Source organism: Novosphingobium sp. FKTRR1, from assembly GCF_020404405.1.
GTDB lineage: Bacteria > Pseudomonadota > Alphaproteobacteria > Sphingomonadales > Sphingomonadaceae > Novosphingobium.
In genome coordinates, this window is record NZ_JAIZDA010000011.1 from 42,499 (window position 1) to 61,205 (window position 18,707).

The window sequence follows — 18,707 nt, forward strand, 5'->3', positions numbered from 1 at the left end:
GCGGTTCAGACCGGCTGGCGTCGGCGGCGTCAGTCGGCCGACTTGAGATAGGCCAGGCACATCCGGCCCAACTCGATCTTGAGCAAGGTCCAATCCTGCTGGCCGTGAACCGATTCACCTGTCGAGCCAAGGCTTAGCTGCCGGGCCAGTGTGGCAAAGATGATCTGGTAGGATGCCGCCGCCTTGCGTTCGCAATCGGTGCCGCCGAACTCCGCCTTGAACCGCAACATGGCCGCCGTCGCGATTTCTACGGAGCGAAAGGCGCTGCGCTTGCCCGGCTCTGCGATCAGCGGATCATAGGCGGCGCGCAACATGCTCAGCCGCAGCAGCGGGGCATGAAAACGCAGGATTTCAGCGAAATCCTCGACGTAATGCGGGATGAACTCGGCCAGATTGGTCGATGCCGCGAGCACTTTGGCGATCATCGCATCCTCATCCCCGATGATGCGCTCAAGTTCGTCGGCGATCACCGCGCGGACGAGGTTGTCCTTGCTCTCAAAGCGCAGATAGATCGAACCGATCGAGACATTGCCGACCTTGCTGACTTCCTGCAGCGTGAATTCCTCGCTGCCGCGCTCGATCATGAGGCGCTGGGCAGCCGCGAGCATTCGCTCAAGCGATGCCTTGCTGCGCCCCTGCTGCGGTTTGCGGCTGACACTTTCCACGGCAAGTACGGGGTCTGCCTGTTTGATCCTGACGCGCGTTGACATGCGGCCGATGCTGCCCTTATTAAAACAAGAACGTCAATTCTAAATTTGAGCGGATCGCTCATGATCCGGTTGCAGAATAGCCAGGGGAAGTCCATGCGTTTCTCAGTGTTCCTCAACGCCCGCTCGCTCGGTCCGGAGGGGGACCGTCAGCTTATGGCGGACCTTGAAAGCCATGCCTTGCGGGCGGGCAGGCTTGGCTACGATGCCATCTTCATGCCCGATCACCACTTTAACGGTTATATGCCGGTGGCCAGCGACAGCTTCATCTTTGCCGGCTATCTTGCTGGAAAGATGCCGGAAATGCACTTTGGCTTTTCAGTCGTCTCGGTGCCGCTGCACCATCCGGTACGATTTGCCGAGCGGATCAACGTGCTCGACCAACTGACCAAGGGCAAGCTGTTGGTCGGTGTCGGATCGGGTACCACACCCGAGGAAATGATCGGCTTTGCGGTCAACTACAAGGATGCCGCCACGCTGGCCGACCGCAACCTCGCCATCGCCGAGGAACTGTGGGCCAAGGGCATGGACGACCCGGCGGTCGAGATCGACAACGGGCCTTATCGCGGCCGTGTGCTGCAGCGCATCACCCCGTCGACGTATGGCGAAAAGCATGCGCGGCTGATGCCCGTCGCGCTCAAGGAAGCGAGCGCGCGCCGCGCAGCAGTCCATGCTTGGCCAGCGTTCATCCCGGCATTCACCCCGCCGCAAATCTACGGCAACGAACCGTTCGTTCACGTGAAGAAGTACTTCGACACCTACAAGGCGATGCTGCACGAGGAGGGGCATTCGGCAGAGACCATCGCCGCCGCGCTCGACTGGACGACACACACGTATCAATGCGTCCACATCGCAGAAACCGACGAGCAGGCCCGCGCCGAGCTGGAAGTGATCCTCAAGGGTTATCAGGACGCGGTCGATCGCGAGAATGCGTTCAACCGTCGTGCCGAAACCGATGAGGCCAATCATAAGAAGGACGTCAATATCAGCGCGCTTGACGAAGGCTGGATCGGAACCTGGTGTCTGTACGGTTCGCCCGAGACGGTGATCGAACACTTGCGACCCTATCGCGACCTCGGCATCGGCAACGTGCTGTGCGGCACGACGACCGGACCGCTGACCGAACAGCGGCTGGCCTTCGCCAACCAGACACTCGACCTGATGGCCACGCAAGTCATCCCGGCGCTGCGATGAGCGGCCCGGTGCGCAAGCTCAGCCTGGATGAAGCCAGTTCGCTTACCGCCGGAGCGGCGATGTGGGCGAGCGTTGGCATACCCGATGCGGGTATCGCCTCGTTCACCATGGCCGATGGGCCGATGGGCGTTGCCAGCGGCAATGTCGATGAGCGGGACATCTCGCTGCTTACGCCGTGCCCTACGGCGCTCGGCGCAAGCTGGGACCGCGAATTGGTGCGCAAGGTGGGCCGGGTCGTCGGCGGCGATGCGGTAGCGCGCGGGGTCGATGCGGTGCTCGGACCCAACCTCAACCTTGCGCGCAGTCCGCTGGCCGGACGCGCGTTCGAATACTTTTCCGAAGACCCCTTCCTTGCGGGCTGCCTTGGTGCGGCGTGGATCACCGGCCTGCAGGAAACCGGGACCGGCGCAGTTGCCAAGCACATGGTGTGCAACGACAGCGAGACCGCGCGCGACAGCGTCGATGTGCAGGTCGATGAAGCGACATTGCGCGAGGTCTATCTTCTGCCGTTCGAACTGGCGCACGAGGCCGACTGCCGCGCCTTCCTTGCCGCCTACAACAAGGTGAACGGCGCGTGGTGTTCGGAATCTGCTCGCGTCCTCAGCGATATCGTCAAGGATGAGTGGGGCTTTGATGGGCTGATCATGTCCGACTGGTTCGGCACGCATTCGGGTGTGGACGCAATCAATGCCGGGCTCGACCTCGAAATGCCGGGGCCTGCGCGCGTGATGGGACAAAAGCTGGCCGACGCGGCCGCGCATGGCGCGGTGGCGGAAGGACGCTTGCAGGACGCGGCCGAGCGTGTGGCGCGGGTGGCGCAGCGCGTGACCGGCCCGAAGGCGGCCCCTGCGGACCCGTCCGCGGCCGAAGCCGTGCTTGAGGAAGCAGCGGCGGCGGGCATGGTGCTGTTGCGCAATGAAGGCGGCATCCTGCCGCTGTCCCCTGCATCGCTGACCAAGCTGGCGGTGATCGGGCCGAATGCCGCCGCGCCGTGCTATCAGGGCGGCACGTTCGCCAAGATCGCGGTCGCTCCCGGCACGCCCAGCCCGATCGAGGGGATCAGGGCACGCTTTGGCGAGGCTTGCGAGATCGTGTTCGAACCGGGCGTCGATCCCCAACCCCGTTTGCCCGCGATGCCGGTGCGCCCCGCGCGCGACATTGGCGATGGCTGCACGACCGGCATGACCATCGACTACTTTGCCAGCGAGGATTGTTCGGGCGCGCCGCTGACCAGCGAAACGCGCGATACCAATTCGCTGGTCTGGTTCGTGGGCGTCCACGATCAGGCACGATTCGACCGGGCCGGATCGGTTCGCGCGACGGGTCGGTTCAGCGTAACGCAGTCGGGTGCGCACCGCTTTTATGTCGGTTCGACAGGGGCGGCGCGCTTGTCGGTCAACGGCGCCGAAGCGGTCCGCGCAGGCGGAACCGTCGATGCGCGCGATGTCATGGGCGTGCTCAAGCGCGGCGATGCCGAATTTGCCGACGTGGTGCTCGAAGCGGGTACGCAGGTGGAGGTCGAGGTTACCTTCCGCTTCGTCGGCGCACGGGTGCACGGCTTGTGGTTCGGCGTCCGTTCGCCCGATAGCGCCGAAGCCATGCTGGCCCGCGCCATCGATGCGGCGCGTTCTGCCGATGCGGTCGTGCTGATCGTGGGCGAAACCTCGGACTCGAGCGTAGAGAGCAAGGACCGCGCCGATACGAAGCTGGCCGAGGCGCAACTCGAGCTCATCCGGGCGGTGACCGCCGTCAATCCGCGCACCATTGCGGTGGTCAATGTCGGCCATGCGTTCGATGCCGAATGGGGCGATTTGTGCGCGGCTTTGCTGGTGGCATGGTATCCGGGGCAGGGCTTTGCCCACGCGCTGGCCAGCGTGCTCGCCGGGGACCGCGAACCGGGCGGGCGAATGCCGGTCTCCATCGCGCAATGCGAAAGCGACTATCCGGCATTCGATCTGACCCCTGCCGCCGACGGCTCGCTGGTCTATGCCGAAGGATCGCGGATCGGCTATCGCGGCCTGATCGCCGATGGCCGCCCTGCGCGCCATCCGGTCGGCAGTGGAGAAGGCTACGCCAGGTTTGCGTGGAGCGCTGCGCGGGTCGAGGGGGAGAGCGTGCACGTTACCGTCACGAACACCTCGGACCGGGCAGGCGCCGAGGTCGTGCAACTCTATCGCGATGCCCCGGAATGCGCGCTGCTTGGCTTTGCCAAGGTCTGGCTTGGTGCGGGCGAGGCGGCGCAAGTCGTCATCCAGCCGGACCCTCGCCTGTTGCGCCATTGGCAGCCGCAGGGCTGGCAGGCGATGCGCGGGCCCATTGCGGTCCGGCTGGCCCGATCGGCCGAAGATGGTGGCATACCGCTTGTCCTGATGCGCAGTTGATCGCACCCGATTTATGAGTTTACGACCTAAAAACCCTGCGGACCGAAAGGGCCCGCAGGGTTTTTTGTTATCAGGTCGCCCCTACGGCAGATCGCTGTCGGGACAGCAGCCTATCGCGTTGCAGGAGCGTGGCGCAGCGCCACGGCGGCGCCGATGACCGCTGCCGCCAGCGCGGCCACACCGGTTGCCACGAACGCGCCTTGCATCGTACCTGCCGCAGCGGCGACGGCGCCCACGACGATCGGCGATATCGCCTGGCCGAGGAAGAACGCGCTCGTCCAGATGCCCATGCCGCGACCGCGATGGGTGAAGTCGAACTTGGACTGCGCCCAGGCGATCAGGCCGGGAACAGCCATCCCTGCGCCGGTCTGCTGGATCGCCAGCGAGATCTGCATTGCCGTGACGCCGCGCGACAGGCCGATACCGGCAAGGCCAAGACCCAGCACGCCAAGGATCGAGGCGATCTGCACGGTGTTGGAATAGCGCGAGACAAACCGGAACAGGACCGCGCCCGCCACGATGAACAGCGCGGGGATCGCGGTGACCTTGGTAACGCTCATCGGATCGTTCACGCCGATTTCCGCCCAGGCGATACTGCCGTTCACGATGAACACGTAATAGAGGATCGACACGAACAGCGTCAGCGCACCGACCGCAAGCGCGTCGGCCCACGGGAAGGCGGTGACCTCGCCCTGTGGCCCGCGATCGGTTGCCGCCGGTGCGGGCTTGGTCGGCTCGAACATGTTGAAGTACATCGACACGAAGATCGGGAAGGCGACGAGGTAGACCAGAAACCCGCCGTTCCAGCGGGTTGCGGCAACCGCGCTGACCGCGAAGAACACCAGCGGCTGGAACGCCGGCCCGAGCATTCCCTGCAGCATCAGCCAATTGCGGCGGCCGTTGTCGTCCCAGTAGTCCGCGATCAGCGTGTTGACGATGGTCAGGATGCCAGCCTCGCACACGCCCAGCAGGATGCGGGTACCGATGATCACGCGCAGACTGTCGAGCAGGAACGGCGCCGCGCCGATCAGGCCATAGAAGAACGTGCAGATCAGCAGCAGCTTGCGCCGTCCGAAACGGTCGACGAACAGTCCTGCGAACGGGGCCAGCAGCGCGATGGCATAGCCGGGCGCCGTGACCATTTGCGGCACGAGAATCGGTGCCGCCGGGTCATCCTTGAAATGCGCGATGATCGAGGCGACGACCGGGAACATCGCGATGATGGCGAAAACCGGCAGGAACGCGGCGATCACCATGGTGAAGCCTTGCGGCTTCAGCGTCAGCGCTCGGTAGAACTCGCGAATTCTGGACATCACATCTCCCTGGCGGGGCGCGCTCCGGGGCGCCTCATGCCTTGACGGAACCATTCCTAACAAACTAGAATATGCATTACAAATAGAACCTGTCGAGGGAGAAGTTGGTGCGTCGACTGCGAATGGGAATGATCGGTGGCGGCCCCGGTGCATTCATCGGTCCGGTTCATCAGATAGCGGCCGAGCTGGACCGCGAGATTGAACTGGTTGCTGGCGCCTTCTCCAGCGATCCGGGGCGGAGCCGTCAGGCGGGCGAGGCCTATGGCATCGATCCGACGCGGGCCTATGCCGATGTTCCGGCCATGCTGGCAGGAGAGGCGGCTCGGGCTGACGGTATCGACTTCGTCACCATCGTCAGCCCCAACCACCACCATCTGCCCGCCGCGCGCGCTGCCTTGGCTGCTGGGCTGCCGGTCATGTCGGACAAGCCACTGACTGCCACATTGGCCGAGGCGCACGAGTTGGCAGGGCTGGTCGAAGTGGCCGGGCTGCCGTTCGGCGTGACATACACCTATTCGGGCTATCCATTGGTGCGCGAGGCGCGCGCGCGTGTGGCGGCGGGCGAACTGGGTGCGATCCGCAAGGTCGTGGTCGAATATCCGCAAGGCTGGCTGGCGGGCGAGGCCAGCGGCAAGCAGGCCGAATGGCGGGTCGATCCAGCGCGGGCAGGGCTCGGCGGTTGCATCGGCGATATCGGTGTCCATGCGTTCCAACTCGCCGAATTCGTGACCGGTTTGCGGGTCGACCACCTGCTTGCCGACCTTGGCGCCGTGGTTCCCGGCCGCTTGCTCGATGATGACTGCGCGGTACTCCTGCGTTTCGACAATGGCGCGCGTGGCGTGCTGCTGGCCAGCCAGATCGAGGTTGGCGAACGTAATGGCCTGCGCATCCGCGTCTATGGCGAGCGCGGCGGCCTTGTCTGGCAGCAAGAGCGGCCCAATGCACTGACGCTCAATCACGCCGACGGGCGGACCGAGGTCATCCACGCCGGTGGCCCGCAGATCGGTCCCGACGCTGCCGGCCGGACGCGCACACCAGCGGGACATCCCGAAGGCTATCTTGAGGCCTTTGCCAACCTCTATCGCGATTTTGCCGCCCTTTTGCGTGGCGAGGCGGCGCCGTTGCTGCCCGGCATTGCCGATGGACTGCGCGGAATGGCCTTCATCGCTACGGCCGTTGCTGCCAGCCGCGACCAAGCGGGCTGGGTCTCCCTGACAATCTGACATTTCGACCTTTTGAAAAGGACCGCGTTCGATGAAGACCATCAAGGGCCCGGGCATTTTTCTTGCCCAGTTCGTAAGCGATGCAGCGCCGTTCAACAGCCTTGAAGGCATTGCCGACTGGGCGTCTGGGTTGGGTTACAAGGGCTTGCAGATCCCTTCATGGGATGCGCGGCTGTTCGATCTCGAACGCGCGGCAAGCAGTGCGACCTATTGCGACGAGATCACCGGAATGCTCGCCGACAAGGGACTGGCCATCACCGAGTTGTCGACGCACCTGCAGGGCCAGTTGGTCGCGGTGCACCCGGCGTTCGATGCGCAGTTCGACGGGTTCGCGCCTGCCGCCGTGCACGGCAATCCTGTGGCACGCCAGCAATGGGCCGTCGGGCAACTCGGGTTCGCGGCCAAGGCCAGCCGCAATCTCGGGCTGACGGCGCATGCGAGTTTCTCGGGTGCGCTCGCCTGGCCTTATTTCTACCCTTGGCCCGCTCGCCCGGCCGGTCTGGTCGAGGACGCTTTCGATGAGTTGGGACGGCGCTGGAAGCCGATTCTCGATGTTTTCGACGACAATGGCGTCGACGTCGGCTTCGAGATTCACCCCGGCGAGGATCTGCACGACGGGGTGACCTTCGAGATGTTCCTCGACCGCGTCGGCAACCATCCGCGCGCGAATATCCTGTACGATCCCAGCCACTTCGTGCTGCAACATCTGGACTACCTCCAGTTCATCGACATCTATCACGAGCGTATTCGCTGCTTCCATGTGAAGGATGCCGAGTTCCGCCCCAATGGCCGCTCGGGGGTCTATGGCGGCTATCAGTCGTGGGTGGATCGGCCGGGCCGGTTCCGTTCGCTGGGTGACGGGCAGGTCGATTTCTCGGCGATTTTCTCGAAGATGGCACAGTACGATTTCCCCGGCTGGGCGGTGCTCGAATGGGAGTGTGCGCTCAAGCATCCCGAGCAGGGCGCGGCCGAGGGGGCGCCCTTCATCGACCGGCAGATCATCCGGGTGACCGATCACGCCTTCGACGATTTCGCCGCTGCAGGGGCTGATCGCGCGCTCAACCGCAGCCTGATGGGAATTGCTGAGAAGCCGGATGCCGCAGCGTCTTGACGCAAATCAGAATCAAGAATACTAGAACTATGATTTTAGTTCAGGGCCCGGCAATGCGGGACTGCTTTGGGGAGGTTTTCGGCATGAAACATGATCTGGTCCGCGCGCTGCTCGTCGGTTCGAGCCTTTTGGCCAGCACGGCCGCTATGGCGCAGGGCGCGGCTACGCCCGCGTCCACCCCAGCCAATGATGGCCAGCAGGGCATTCAGGAAATCGTCGTCACCGCGACCCGTGCCGAAACCTCTGCCCAGAAAACCGCGATCGCGCTTACCGTTTACACCGGCGCCGATCTGGCGGCCAAGGGCATCTCGAACGTCCAATCACTTGCCGCGATCGACCCGAGCGTGAACGTGACGACCAGTTCCGGCGCTGCCTATGTCGCGGTGCGCGGCATCGCATCGACCGATGTCACCGAAATCGGCGATCCGTCTGTTCCGATCGCACGCGATGGCTTCTACACCAACCGCGCCTTCGCGATCGGCACGTCGCTTTACGACGTTGCCCGCGTCGAAGTGCTCAAGGGGCCGCAAGGCACGCTCAATGGTCGCAATTCGACCGGTGGTCTGGTCAGCGTGATTACCAACCGTCCGGGCAAGACCTCTGCCATGCAGGCATCGCTTGAGGGCGGCGGCTATCGCGCGCTGAATGCCGAGGTCGCTGCCAACGTGCCGGTAAGCGACAAAATCCAGTTCCGGGTATCGGGCATCCATCGCCAGCATGACGGCTATCGCACCCTAACCGGCGTTTCGGGGCGCGGCGATGACGAATACCTGAACTCGGGACGCATTCAGGTCGCGATCCAGCCGGTCGAAAGCCTGAAGTTGTGGGCCTCGTATCAGCATGACGAGATCGATGACGTCGGCGATGTGTCGATGACGTCGGATCTCGGCACGCGCCCCAGCTTTGGCGATGCCCGCTCGTTCGCCAACGTGGCCGCTACGTCGACCCGCACCCGTGCCGACCGCTTTCGTTGGGAAGCCAGCCTTGCCGATCTGCCCGGCGACCTGACGCTGGTCTATGCCGGTGGTTACGACAAGTCCTCGTGGAAACACCGCCTTGACGCAACCGGGCCGGTCTACCCCGCGATCCGCCAGTTCATCCAGAGCGAGGCGCCGACCACCTGGAACCATGAAGTCCGGTTGTCGAACTCGGTCAACAATCCATTGTTCTTTCAGGTCGGCTACTTCCACTTCGAGGAAGCCAACACCATCGATTCGGGCCTGTTCAACGTGGTCATGACCGGGCCGTTCGCGCCGGGCGGGCCTCTCGCGTTCCTTGGTCAGGCGGGCAAGTACGGCATCAAGTTCGACTACAACGTCAAGACCAAGTCCGACGCGGTGTTCGGGCAGGTTGCCTATGCGCTGAACGAGCAGTTCAAGCTGACCGTCGGTGGCCGTTACACCTGGGACAAGAAAGTCCGCACCGGTCAGTCGTTCCTGACCATCCCGGCACTGTCCAGCCCGTTTGCTCCGCCGATCGCGTTCCCGGTCGTGGGCAACGGCAACCTCAGCCACGGCGAACCCACGTTCCACATCGGGCTGGACTACTCACCATCGTCCGCCACGCTGGTCTATGCCAAGTTTGATCGCGGGTACAAATCCGGTGGATTCAACTCGAACGGCAGCGCAGCCTCGCTGCCCTATGGCCCGGAGAAGCTGAATGCCTTTGAAATCGGCACCAAGAACCGCTTCCTCGGCAACCGTCTCCAGGTGAACGCCGCGGCGTTCTATTTCGACTACAAGGGCTATCAGGCCTCGCAGACCTCGGCAGCGCTGGGTGGCGGCGACGGCATCTTCAACGTCGGCAGCGCGAAGATCTATGGCGCCGAGCTGCAGACCATCGCGTTGTTCGGGCAAGGCGGGCGGATCGATCTGAACGCGGCCTATCTGCACACCAAGTTTGCCGATGGCATCTCGGTTCGCGATGGCGGTGGGACGACCCGTTCGATCGGCGGCAACCGCCTGCCCAACGCGCCGAGCCTTTCGGCGTCGGCCGGACTTGAATATGCGATCGGCGTCGGCAGTGGAAAACTGACGCCCCGGATCGATGGCAAGTACAGCTCGCAGTTCAATTATTCGGTGTTCAACGATGCCGATACGCGCTCGAACGCCTTTGTCACCGGAAATGCCTCGGTGACCTACGAGCCCGAGGGCGGCCAGTGGCAGTTGCAAGCCTTCGTGCGCAACTTCACCGACAAGGTCGTGCTCGCCAATGCCGCGCGCAATTTCGTGGCGGGGCTGAACACCTATCAGTTCCAGCCGCCGCGGACTTGGGGCGTGCGCGGCAGCGTGAAGTTCTGATAGCGTTGGGGCAGCGGAACGGTGCGCAAAGGGCGAGCCGCTCCGCTGCCATTTGGCAGAACAGTTTGGGACAAGTCGGAGCGGGCATGGATACTGGCGTTGGCAACGGCTTGAAACGGCGTGATTTCCTGCAAGGCGCGGCTTTGTTGGGGCTGGTGCTCGGCTTGCCCGTCACGACGCCAGCCCTGGCAGCCGATGCGATCCCGACCGGCCGCCAATTGCGGGTGCTTGATCGGGTTAGCGACATCGTTATCCCCCAGACCGGTACGCCGGGCGCTTTGGCAACCGGTGTCCCGGCGTTTGTCGTGCTCGCTCTGGCACACGGACTTGGCGGCACGGGTGTGCCAGTCGCCGCGTCCGAATCCGCATTGCGGCCCTTCCTGCGCGCCGATGGTACGCTGCGCCATCTCGACTGGCTCGAAGCGACGCTTGACCAAGCGGCTGGCAGTGATTTCCTGCGCCTTGCGCCGCTCGAACAGGTGCGCATCCTGACCGGCATCGACAATGCTGCCTTTCCGCCCGGACCGCCGCTTGCCGTGCCATCGCCGTGGGCTTCGCTCAAGGGCCTGATCCTGACCGGCTATTACACCTCGCAAGCCGGTGCTGCGCAGGAACTGCGCTATGAACTTGTGCCCGGACGCTGGGATCCCGATGTGCCGCTGAAGGCTGGTGACAGCGCTTGGTCGAACGACTGGACCGCCGTGGAGTTCGGCTGATGCAAGATTTCGATGCGATTGTGGTTGGATCGGGCATCACCGGTGGGTGGGCGGCCAAGGAACTGACCGAGGCCGGGCTCAAGGTGCTGATGCTGGAACGCGGGCGTGAAATCCGCCACCAGCAGGATTACGAGACCGAGACCAAGGCGCCATGGGAACTGCCGTTCCGTGGCCTTGGCGACAGTGCCCTGTATCAGCGCGAATTCCCGGTGCAGGCGCTCAACCGCCATTTCACCGAGTGGACGCAGAACCACTTCGTCAATGATCACGAAAACCCCTATGCCACCGCAGCGGGCAGCGCATTCAACTGGTACCGCAGCTACCAGCTTGGCGGACGTTCGCTGACCTGGGGACGGCAGTGCTATCGCTGGTCGGACTATGATTTCGGCGCGAACAAGCGTGACGGGATCGGCACGGATTGGCCCGTCCGCTACGCCGATCTGGCACCGTGGTATGACAAGGTGGAAAGCTTCATCGGCGTATCCGGTGCGCACGAAGGGCTGGCGCAACTGCCCGACGGGCGGTTCCAGCCGCCGATGGCGCTCAGCATTGTTGAGCAGGCGGTGCGCGAGCGGATCGCGGCGCGCTGGCCCGATCGCTGCCTTACCATCGGTCGCACCGCCAACCTGACCGAGGCCAAGCCCGATGAAGGCCGCGCACCCTGCCAGTATCGCAACATCTGCAATCGCGGTTGCTCGTTCGGCGCCTATTTCTCCACCCAGTCATCGACCTTGCCAGCGGCGCAGAGCACCGGGCGGTTGACGCTGATCACCGATGCGGTTGTCGAGCGGGTCGATCACGATCCCAAGACCGGGCGCGTCACCGGGGTGCGGTGGCTCGATACCAAGACCAAGCAGCGGCGCAGCGCGACCAGCCGCATCGTGTTCCTCAACGCCGGTGCCTTCAACTCGGTGCATCTGCTGCTCAATTCGGCAAGCGAGGCGATGCCCGGCGGGCTGGCCAACAGCAGCGGCGTGCTGGGCACGCATATCATGGACCACGCCAACACGCTGTCGGCGATCGCGCTGATGCCGGGATTCGAGGCGCATACCACCTTCGGCAACCGCCCGACAGGAGTAGTCATTCCGCGCTTTCGCAACCTTGAAACGCTTGACGGGAACGGCTTTACCCGCGGCTATTCATTTCAGGGGGGCGCACTGCAATCGGCGTGGACGCGCGGCAAACGCGCCGCCGGTCTTGGCGCGGAGCTGAAGCAGGAACTGCACCGTCCCGGACCTTGGCGGATGGTGCTGGTCGCCTTTGCCGAAAGCCTGCCACGGGCGACCAACCGGCTGTCGCTGCACAAGAGCGCGACCGATGCCAACGGCCTGCCGCAGCTTGAGATCGCGTTCGAACACGGCGCGCAGGAACGCGCCGCGCTGGCCGATGCCAAGGCCGAAGCTGCCGCCATGCTCACCGCTGCGGGCGGCAATGTGGTGATGGGACTGGACCAGCCTGGGCCGGGCGGCACCGCCATCCACGAGATGGGTGGCGCGCGCATGGGTTGGGATGCGAAAACCAGCGTGCTCAACCGCTTCAGTCAGGCGCATGACGTGCCCAATCTGTTCGTGACCGACGGCGCGCAAATGAGTTCCTCGGCCTGCCAGAACCCCTCGCTGACTTATATGGCGCTGACCGCGCGCGCGTGTGACCACGCGGTCGGACTGCTCAAGGCCGGGACAATCTGATCCGGCCTTGACAGGAATCGTAGTTCTAATTTAAGAACTCGTGTCCCTGATCAAGGGACAACAGCCTGGTGACCGGAACGAAAAAGTCCGGTCTGGGGCGTCGCCGCAATAGCGGTCTCGTCTGCAGGCCCCACAGCGTTCGCAAGGGGTGGTCCTTGCGGTGGGTGCGGGGATGCAGCGAATGATGACCGGTATCCTTGCGCCCTCCATTTCAGGAGTGGATCAATGGCGGCGTCACAATTCGTTCAAAATGCATGGTACATGGCGGCATGGGCTCAGGAAGTGCCCGATGGTGGCTTCCTGGCGCGCAAGCTGCTTGGCAAGCCGTGGTTGCTGGTTCGTTCGGAACAGGGTGACTGGGCGATGCTGGCGGACCGCTGTCCGCATCGTTTCGCGCCGCTCAGCCGGGGCAAGCGCGTGGCCGACACCATTGCCTGCGGCTACCACGGACTGACCTTCGGCTTCGACGGTGCCTGTGTGTTCAATCCGTTTGGCAAAGACGTGCCGAGCGCAGCGCGTGTTGCAACGTACGCACTGGTTGAACGATACGGAGCCCTGTGGTTCTGGCCGGGCGACGCAGCCTTGGCCGATCCGAAGACGATCCCAGACTTTTCCTTCATCGAGGATGCGCACGATGCACGCGACTGGCTGGTCATGGATGTCAATTACGAGCTGATATCCGACAATCTGCTCGATCTCAGCCACGCCGAATTCCTCCATACCGAGACGTTCGGCGTGAACGGCGCGCTGTTCGAGTTCGGGGTCCAGAGCGTCACGACCGACGATGACGGTTCGGTCTGGAACCGCTGGGACATGCCCAATTCGCGCGCGCCGGAATGGGCCACAGCGATCGTGGGCGAGGGAGTTCCGATCGATCAATGGTTGCATATCCGCTGGAACGCGCCTGCGTCGCTTGCGCTGCACATCGGCATGGCGCGTGCCGGTTCGAACGGTGCCGATCCGATCATGCCACCAATGGCCAATCCGCACATCCTCACGCCCGAAACCGACACCACCACGCACTACTTCTTCACGCGCGGACACGGCGAGGAGGCGGCAGCGATGGCGCGCAAGGTGTTTCTCGAGGAGGACGAGCCGATGATCTGCGCCCAGCAGCAAGCGATGGCGGGAGCGGACTTTTGGGATTTGCACCCGGTGATCCTGCCTTCGGATGCGGCCGGCATCCGCGCGCGGCGTCGGCTTATGCAGATGCGGCGTGCGGAGGCGGATCAGCCAACCGCCACTCCGGCCGTGTAGCGATAGCTGCGGAACTGCGCCCGGCCCTTGCCACAGGCGAAGAGGGCGGGGCGCAGGCTGGCCAGATCGTCGACGGTGTTGGCGTTGTAGCCTGAAACCTCGCTGCGCACAGCGTGGCGCACCCAGTCGCCCCCGGCCACGCGGTGGTACATCGTCACGATGTTGCGATCGTTGACGATGCGCAAGTCGATCGACTGGCCCGTTGCCACCGGCTCGGACCAGTAGCTGGCCTTGCCCCCGCGATACGAGGTCATGTTCTTGCCATCGTAGCCCATGCCCAGGAACAGCCGGTCATTGAAGAACAGCAGCAATCCCGCCTCGACCCCATCCTCCAGGGTGATCGAGACCGCACAGTCATAACTGTGGTCGCCCACGGGATGGGTCAGCGGCGAACAGTCCTGCGGCCCGCTACCCTTGGCTTCAAGGACCAATGCGCCATCCTGTACGCGCGCGCGGCTGCGTTCGCCGGGCGGCTGGTTGTAAAAGCGCCACCGGGTGCCGAGCGCGAAGGTGGCGAAGTCGTCCGCCCAGACGATCCCGTGCGGGCCAGCTATCCCCTTGCGTGGCTTGCCGAGCGGCCGGGCAAGGTCGCGCCCCAGCGCTACCGGCCAGCCGTCCTTCGACCACCCGACCGGTTCGAGCAGCGTCTGGCGACCCAGCGTGCGATAGCCGTTCTCATAGCCGTGGTAGATCATCCACCAGTCGCCCGCCGGTCCTTCGAAGATCGACGCGTGGCCGCGCGAATGCCACTTCTCGGCTGCGTTGAGCGTATGGACGATGGGGTTGTGCGGGCAATCCTCCCACGGGCCGTAGATCGACCGCGAGCGCGCAACCGCAACCATGTGTCCGGTCGGCGGCCCGCCGGTGCCCCCTACGGCGGTGACCAGATAGAAGTAGTCGCCACGCCGGAACAGCTTTGGCCCTTCGAGCGAATAGGCCTCGACCACCCAGTTGTCGGGGTACTTCCAGCCTGCATAGGCCGGGACAACCGGGCCGTCGGTGGACAGGCCATCGTCGGACAGGCGCACGCGGTTGACGCCCGACAGGAACAGGTGCCGCTTGCCATCCTCGTCCACAACGTGGCCGGGATCGATCAACTCGCCGATGCCAAGGTCGATCGGCTTGCTCCACGGACCCCGGATGCTGTCGGCATGGATCACGAAGATGTTGGCGAAGCTTTTCAGCCCGGTTGACCAAGGCGCCGCCATGAACGGGATATAGATGAAGTACCGGCCTGCATGCTTGACGAGATCGACCGCGAACACGGTGCCGAGCGGTTCATCGAGCGCGGTGCATACCGGCGCCCAGTTGACCAGATCGCGCGAGTGCCAGATCAGCAGGCCGGGCGATGCCTCGAACGAGGAATGGGTCAGGTAGTAATCGTCACCATCCTTGAGAACGGTCGGATCGGGGAAATCCCCGGCCAGCACGGGGTTGAGGAACGTGCCATTGCCAAGATCGGCGTGGCGTTGTTCGGTGGGGGTGACTGCGGCTGGCGTTCGGCCAATGGCGCCGGTCGGCAAAGCAAGCCCGAGGCTGCCCGTCGCGCCGAGCGCCAGCGCCGAACGCCGATCGATCACGCGGCCACCTTCACGACCTTCTGGTCGAAATTGAAGGATGGGAACGGCATGTAGCTGATCCGCAGCTTCTGTTGCAGCGACAACGTATGCTCGCCCTCAGGGAAGCCGCCGGGCAGGTCCACGCTGATCGTGGCCGGAGCGCCGAACGCCCAGCGCCGGTCATAGGCGGTTTCCATCTCGTCCAGCGTCAGTGGGCCATTGCCTTCGTCGAAACGCACTGCAGCGCGCGGCAGCGCCTCACCATCGATGGAAACGTTCAGTTCCTCGATCATCGACAGCCCGAGGCCGCGATAATAGCCAAGCTTGGCGGCAAAGGCGAAGCCCGTGGGCGCATCGAGCGGGCCGGTGTTGTGCAGGCTTGCCGCATCGATCAGGTAACGGTCGAACATCAGGCGATCTCCCCTTCGGCTTGTGCAATCAGGCGCGTGAACATGGCGTGCTGGCGGCGGACTTGCTCGCGGCTGTCGACGGGTTGGGCATCCTGCACCCAGCGGTTGCCTTCGTATTCGCTGGACAACGTTCCTTCCCAGCCAGCCTTGACCAGCTCGGGAATTACTTCGTCATAGGCGATCGAAGGGTCGTTGGCTTCGGCGGTCATGCCATAGAACTTGGCCTGAATATGACGGAAATAGGGGGCGTAATCGCCGATGCGCCTGGGGTTGGCGAAGGGCGCGTGGCGCAGCGTCTCGGCCATCCGCACTTCGGCGGCGTTGCCCTGCAGTTTCACCGCCACTTCGTAGATCGTGTATTCGCTCATGATCTTGGCTTCGTGCTGGTCGACGATGAACTGGGTCACTTCCGGGCGCGCGCCTTCGCGCTCGAACCGGGCGCGGAATTCGGGCGGGTAGTGCTTCATGAAGATGCCCATGTCGGGCAGGATGCCAAGGTGCTTGGTGCCAAGCCGGTCGGCCACCTCGATCGTGCGCAGGATCCAGGCGTGCTCAAGATGCCATGGCGCGTGGACTTCGACACCCATATGCACGTCAAGCTGTTCGGCATAGGGCACGCAGCGTTCCAGAATGTCGGGGCGCACGAACACCAGCACGCGCATGTTGCGGATGCCAAGGCGGTTGCACAGCACCAGATCGCGGCGGATGCTCTCGACCTGCTCATCGTCGCTGAGCAATTCGCCCTTGCGCAGCTTGGTGTCGAGAAACATGTCATAACAGGTGAAGTGCGCGCCGTGGCGGGCCAGCAAGTCCTGCCATTCGCCCACTTGCGCGTCGGTGATGTGCGGGAAGGTGGGCATGTTCTGTTCGGGCAGGATCTCGATACCCGTAGCCCCGATCGAGGCGGCAAAGGACACGCAGTCCTCGACGCTCATCTGACCAAGGAACATCTCTTCCTGAAAGCTGTAAAGGCTGACGCCCCGTTTGATTTTGGCTGACATTGAACTCCCCTTTGACCGGTCAGGCCGGTTTGTGGTGTGTGGTGTTGATGGATGAAAGTGCTGCTGGCGTGGCGCGCCCACGCGCGTCTTGCAGGATCAGTTCGGCAGCGCGCGCGCCAACCGCCATTGCCGGGCCGTTGGTGTTGCCTGAAATCGGATGCGGAATGATGGAGCAATCGACCACCCGCAGACCGTCGATACCATGGACGCGGCAACGCCCGTCGGTGACCGAGGTGGCCGGATCAAGGCCCATCGCGCAAGTACCGACACCGTGCAGGCCGGGATCGACCATCTGGCGCAAGTCCGCGATCAGGTCATGGTCGCTTTGCCGTTCGGCGCCGGGCGTCCGTTCCTCCCCGACAAAGTGCGCCAGTTCGGGCGCAGCGGCCATGCGGCGCAGCGCCTTGAGCAATTCCAGCGCCTTGGCCTGATCATACGGATCGGACCACATCTGTGCATCGACCAGCGGTGGCTCGCGCCACGCGGCCGATGTCAGCGCGACCGACCCCCGGCTGCGCGGCCGCAGGTGATAGCCCGAGAACGTGATGCCGGGGCGGTCCGAGATCGGGCTGCCGGGCTTTTCGGTCATCTCCTTGACCGTGCGCATGGCGAAGGGCGCGGCGGCGAGCTGGAAGTCGAGCCAGTCGGGGCGCCGCTCGCTTGACCACAGCATCGTCAGCGGCATGCCGACCCGCGCCAGAGGGCCGCTTCCTGTGAGGAAATAGCGCAAGGCATTGCGATACAGCCGCCAGCCGACGAATTCCCGGTTGGTGCCCGGATCGTTGTGGAGATCATAGGAAATGCCAAGCTTCTGGTGGTCGGCAAGGTTCCGCCCGACAGCGGGAAGGTCGCGCGCCACCACGATGCCGTGTTCGGACAGCAGCGCGCCGGGTCCGATGCCCGAAAGCTGCAGCAGGTGCGGCGAGCGATAGACCCCGGCCGACACGATCACCTCGCCATTGCAGGCAAATGTTGTCTCCTCGCCGTCGCGGTCACACACGATCCCGGTGGCGCGTCCGTCCTTGATGACGATGCGCTTGATCTGGCACTGCGTAACGATGTGCAGGTTCGCCCGGTTGCGGATCGGGGCCACGAACGCCTCGTAGCTCGATGCGCGCTTGCCCCGTCGATCAACGGTATATTGCGTCCGTCCGACACCCTCGGTGCCCGGCTGGGTGATGTCGTCAAGGCGCGGTACGCCCATGCCTTCGCACGCGGCCAGCATGGCGCGGAACACCGGCGAATCGTGATCCGAAGGGGTGATCTGCAAGGGTCCGTCGATGCCGCGCCCGGCATGGGCACCAGGATCGCGATAGCTCTCGATTTCGCGAAAACAGCGCGCGATTTCGGCCCAGTTCCACTCCGTAAGACCCGCCTGCGCCCAACCGTCGAAATCGGCTGGCATGCCCTGCAAATACCACGTGCCGTTGATCGCGGACGAGCCGCCGAGGCCTTTGCCATAGGCGTGCATCTCGCGCCGCCGACCGGCTTGCTGGACGACCGGGAATGTCCAGAAGAAGCGGGGGTCGCCCATGATCTTTACGAAGCCACCGGCCATCTTGATGAACGGGTTCTGGTTGGTGCCGCCAGCCTCGACCAGCAATACGCGCATGGCCGGATCGGCGCTCAACCGGTTGGCAAGGACGCAACCCGACGATCCCGCACCCACAACGATGTAGTCGTATTGCGTCATGGCCAAGCGCCACCGTCCTCTTCCATCCATCAGCATTGTTCGGCCGACAGCTTGCTACCGTGGGCAAAATTAGAATATATATTCTCATATGTCCAGAGCCCTGTTGTCACAGGACCGGCAATCGGTCTTGACCTTGCGACAGGTCATAATTAGA

At 63.9% G+C, this 18,707-nt stretch carries 14 protein-coding genes; 8 read left to right on the forward strand and 6 right to left on the reverse strand.

The genetic code is table 11. From position 1 onward, the window contains the following. Window positions 1-29: 29 nt before the first annotated feature. Window positions 30-710 (reverse strand): TetR/AcrR family transcriptional regulator, encoded by a 681-nt coding sequence (locus LDN95_RS12035; protein ID WP_226017923.1) that lies wholly within the window; start codon window positions 708-710, stop codon window positions 30-32. 93 nt (window positions 711-803) lie between these two features. On the opposite strand from LDN95_RS12035, the gene LDN95_RS12040 reads away from it, so the two are divergent. Continuing rightward, window positions 804-1,901: an LLM class flavin-dependent oxidoreductase gene (locus tag LDN95_RS12040; protein ID WP_226017924.1), complete on the forward strand. Its 1,098-nt coding sequence runs from the start codon at window positions 804-806 to the stop codon at window positions 1,899-1,901. Continuing rightward, window positions 1,898-4,282, forward strand: coding sequence for a glycoside hydrolase family 3 protein (locus LDN95_RS12045; RefSeq protein WP_226017925.1), 2,385 nt, complete (start codon window positions 1,898-1,900; stop codon window positions 4,280-4,282). The genes LDN95_RS12040 and LDN95_RS12045 overlap by 4 nt, the downstream gene beginning before the upstream one ends. Before the next feature lie 110 nt (window positions 4,283-4,392). Here LDN95_RS12045 and LDN95_RS12050 read toward each other — a convergent pair whose 3' ends face one another. Next, on the reverse strand, window positions 4,393-5,595 hold the full coding sequence (locus LDN95_RS12050; protein WP_226017926.1) for an MFS transporter: 1,203 nt from the start codon (window positions 5,593-5,595) through the stop codon (window positions 4,393-4,395). 122 nt (window positions 5,596-5,717) lie between these two features. Between LDN95_RS12050 and LDN95_RS12055 the strand changes: the two genes are divergently transcribed. The 6 genes from LDN95_RS12055 to LDN95_RS12080 all read left to right on the forward strand — a co-directional run bounded on the left by LDN95_RS12055 (window position 5,718) and on the right by LDN95_RS12080 (window position 13,890). Beyond that, the gene (locus LDN95_RS12055; RefSeq protein WP_255630877.1) at window positions 5,718-6,818 is read left to right on the forward strand and encodes a Gfo/Idh/MocA family protein; all 1,101 of its coding nucleotides are present in this window, start codon (window positions 5,718-5,720) and stop codon (window positions 6,816-6,818) included. Between the two features lie 31 nt (window positions 6,819-6,849). Further along, the gene (locus LDN95_RS12060; RefSeq protein WP_226017928.1) at window positions 6,850-7,929 is read left to right on the forward strand and encodes a sugar phosphate isomerase/epimerase; all 1,080 of its coding nucleotides are present in this window, start codon (window positions 6,850-6,852) and stop codon (window positions 7,927-7,929) included. Between the two features lie 83 nt (window positions 7,930-8,012). Next, window positions 8,013-10,229: a TonB-dependent receptor gene (locus LDN95_RS12065; RefSeq protein ID WP_226017929.1), complete on the forward strand. Its 2,217-nt coding sequence runs from the start codon at window positions 8,013-8,015 to the stop codon at window positions 10,227-10,229. Window positions 10,230-10,315: 86 nt separating this feature from the next. After that, window positions 10,316-10,945 carry a gluconate 2-dehydrogenase subunit 3 family protein gene (locus LDN95_RS12070; protein WP_226017930.1) on the forward strand — a complete coding sequence of 210 codons (630 nt, stop codon included), beginning with the start codon at window positions 10,316-10,318 and terminating at the stop codon, window positions 10,943-10,945. Then, window positions 10,945-12,633, forward strand: a complete 1,689-nt coding sequence (locus tag LDN95_RS12075) for a GMC oxidoreductase (RefSeq protein WP_226017931.1) — start codon at window positions 10,945-10,947, stop codon at window positions 12,631-12,633. Before LDN95_RS12070 ends, LDN95_RS12075 begins: the two co-directional genes overlap by 1 nt. Before the next feature lie 225 nt (window positions 12,634-12,858). After that, window positions 12,859-13,890: an aromatic ring-hydroxylating dioxygenase subunit alpha gene (locus LDN95_RS12080; RefSeq protein ID WP_226017932.1), complete on the forward strand. Its 1,032-nt coding sequence runs from the start codon at window positions 12,859-12,861 to the stop codon at window positions 13,888-13,890. On the opposite strand, the gene LDN95_RS12085 is transcribed toward LDN95_RS12080, so the two are convergent. The 4 genes from LDN95_RS12085 to LDN95_RS12100 are packed head-to-tail and all read right to left on the reverse strand — an operon-like array spanning window position 13,863 to window position 18,553. After that, a complete protein-coding gene (locus LDN95_RS12085) occupies window positions 13,863-15,470 on the reverse strand; it encodes a family 43 glycosylhydrolase (RefSeq protein WP_226017933.1) in 1,608 nt (535 codons plus the stop codon). The two genes, LDN95_RS12080 and LDN95_RS12085, sit on opposite strands and share 28 nt — an antisense overlap. Beyond that, window positions 15,467-15,859: a DUF6379 domain-containing protein gene (locus LDN95_RS12090; protein ID WP_226017934.1), complete on the reverse strand. Its 393-nt coding sequence runs from the start codon at window positions 15,857-15,859 to the stop codon at window positions 15,467-15,469. The genes LDN95_RS12085 and LDN95_RS12090 overlap by 4 nt, the downstream gene beginning before the upstream one ends. Beyond that, window positions 15,859-16,860, reverse strand: a complete 1,002-nt coding sequence (locus LDN95_RS12095; protein WP_226017935.1) for a sugar phosphate isomerase/epimerase — start codon at window positions 16,858-16,860, stop codon at window positions 15,859-15,861. The genes LDN95_RS12090 and LDN95_RS12095 overlap by 1 nt, the downstream gene beginning before the upstream one ends. A gap of 19 nt (window positions 16,861-16,879) precedes the next feature. Next, window positions 16,880-18,553: a GMC family oxidoreductase gene (locus LDN95_RS12100; RefSeq protein ID WP_226017936.1), complete on the reverse strand. Its 1,674-nt coding sequence runs from the start codon at window positions 18,551-18,553 to the stop codon at window positions 16,880-16,882. Window positions 18,554-18,707 lie beyond the last annotated feature (154 nt).

Bases quoted from the DNA above. Each gene is read 5' to 3' on its own strand.
- LDN95_RS12070 (WP_226017930.1), top strand. From the start codon at position 10,316: ATGGATACTGGCGTTGGCAACGGCTTGAAACGGCGTGATTTCCTGCAA.
- LDN95_RS12060 (WP_226017928.1), top strand. From the start codon at position 6,850: ATGAAGACCATCAAGGGCCCGGGCATTTTTCTTGCCCAGTTCGTAAGC.
- LDN95_RS12080 (WP_226017932.1), top strand. From the start codon at position 12,859: ATGGCGGCGTCACAATTCGTTCAAAATGCATGGTACATGGCGGCATGG.
- LDN95_RS12040 (WP_226017924.1), top strand. From the start codon at position 804: ATGCGTTTCTCAGTGTTCCTCAACGCCCGCTCGCTCGGTCCGGAGGGG.
- LDN95_RS12045 (WP_226017925.1), top strand. From the start codon at position 1,898: ATGAGCGGCCCGGTGCGCAAGCTCAGCCTGGATGAAGCCAGTTCGCTT.
- LDN95_RS12095 (WP_226017935.1), bottom strand. From the start codon at position 16,860: ATGTCAGCCAAAATCAAACGGGGCGTCAGCCTTTACAGCTTTCAGGAA.
- LDN95_RS12075 (WP_226017931.1), top strand. From the start codon at position 10,945: ATGCAAGATTTCGATGCGATTGTGGTTGGATCGGGCATCACCGGTGGG.
- LDN95_RS12100 (WP_226017936.1), bottom strand. From the start codon at position 18,553: ATGACGCAATACGACTACATCGTTGTGGGTGCGGGATCGTCGGGTTGC.
- LDN95_RS12050 (WP_226017926.1), bottom strand. From the start codon at position 5,595: ATGTCCAGAATTCGCGAGTTCTACCGAGCGCTGACGCTGAAGCCGCAA.
- LDN95_RS12055 (WP_255630877.1), top strand. From the start codon at position 5,718: ATGGGAATGATCGGTGGCGGCCCCGGTGCATTCATCGGTCCGGTTCAT.
- LDN95_RS12090 (WP_226017934.1), bottom strand. From the start codon at position 15,859: ATGTTCGACCGTTACCTGATCGATGCGGCAAGCCTGCACAACACCGGC.
- LDN95_RS12035 (WP_226017923.1), bottom strand. From the start codon at position 710: ATGTCAACGCGCGTCAGGATCAAACAGGCAGACCCCGTACTTGCCGTG.
- LDN95_RS12065 (WP_226017929.1), top strand. From the start codon at position 8,013: ATGAAACATGATCTGGTCCGCGCGCTGCTCGTCGGTTCGAGCCTTTTG.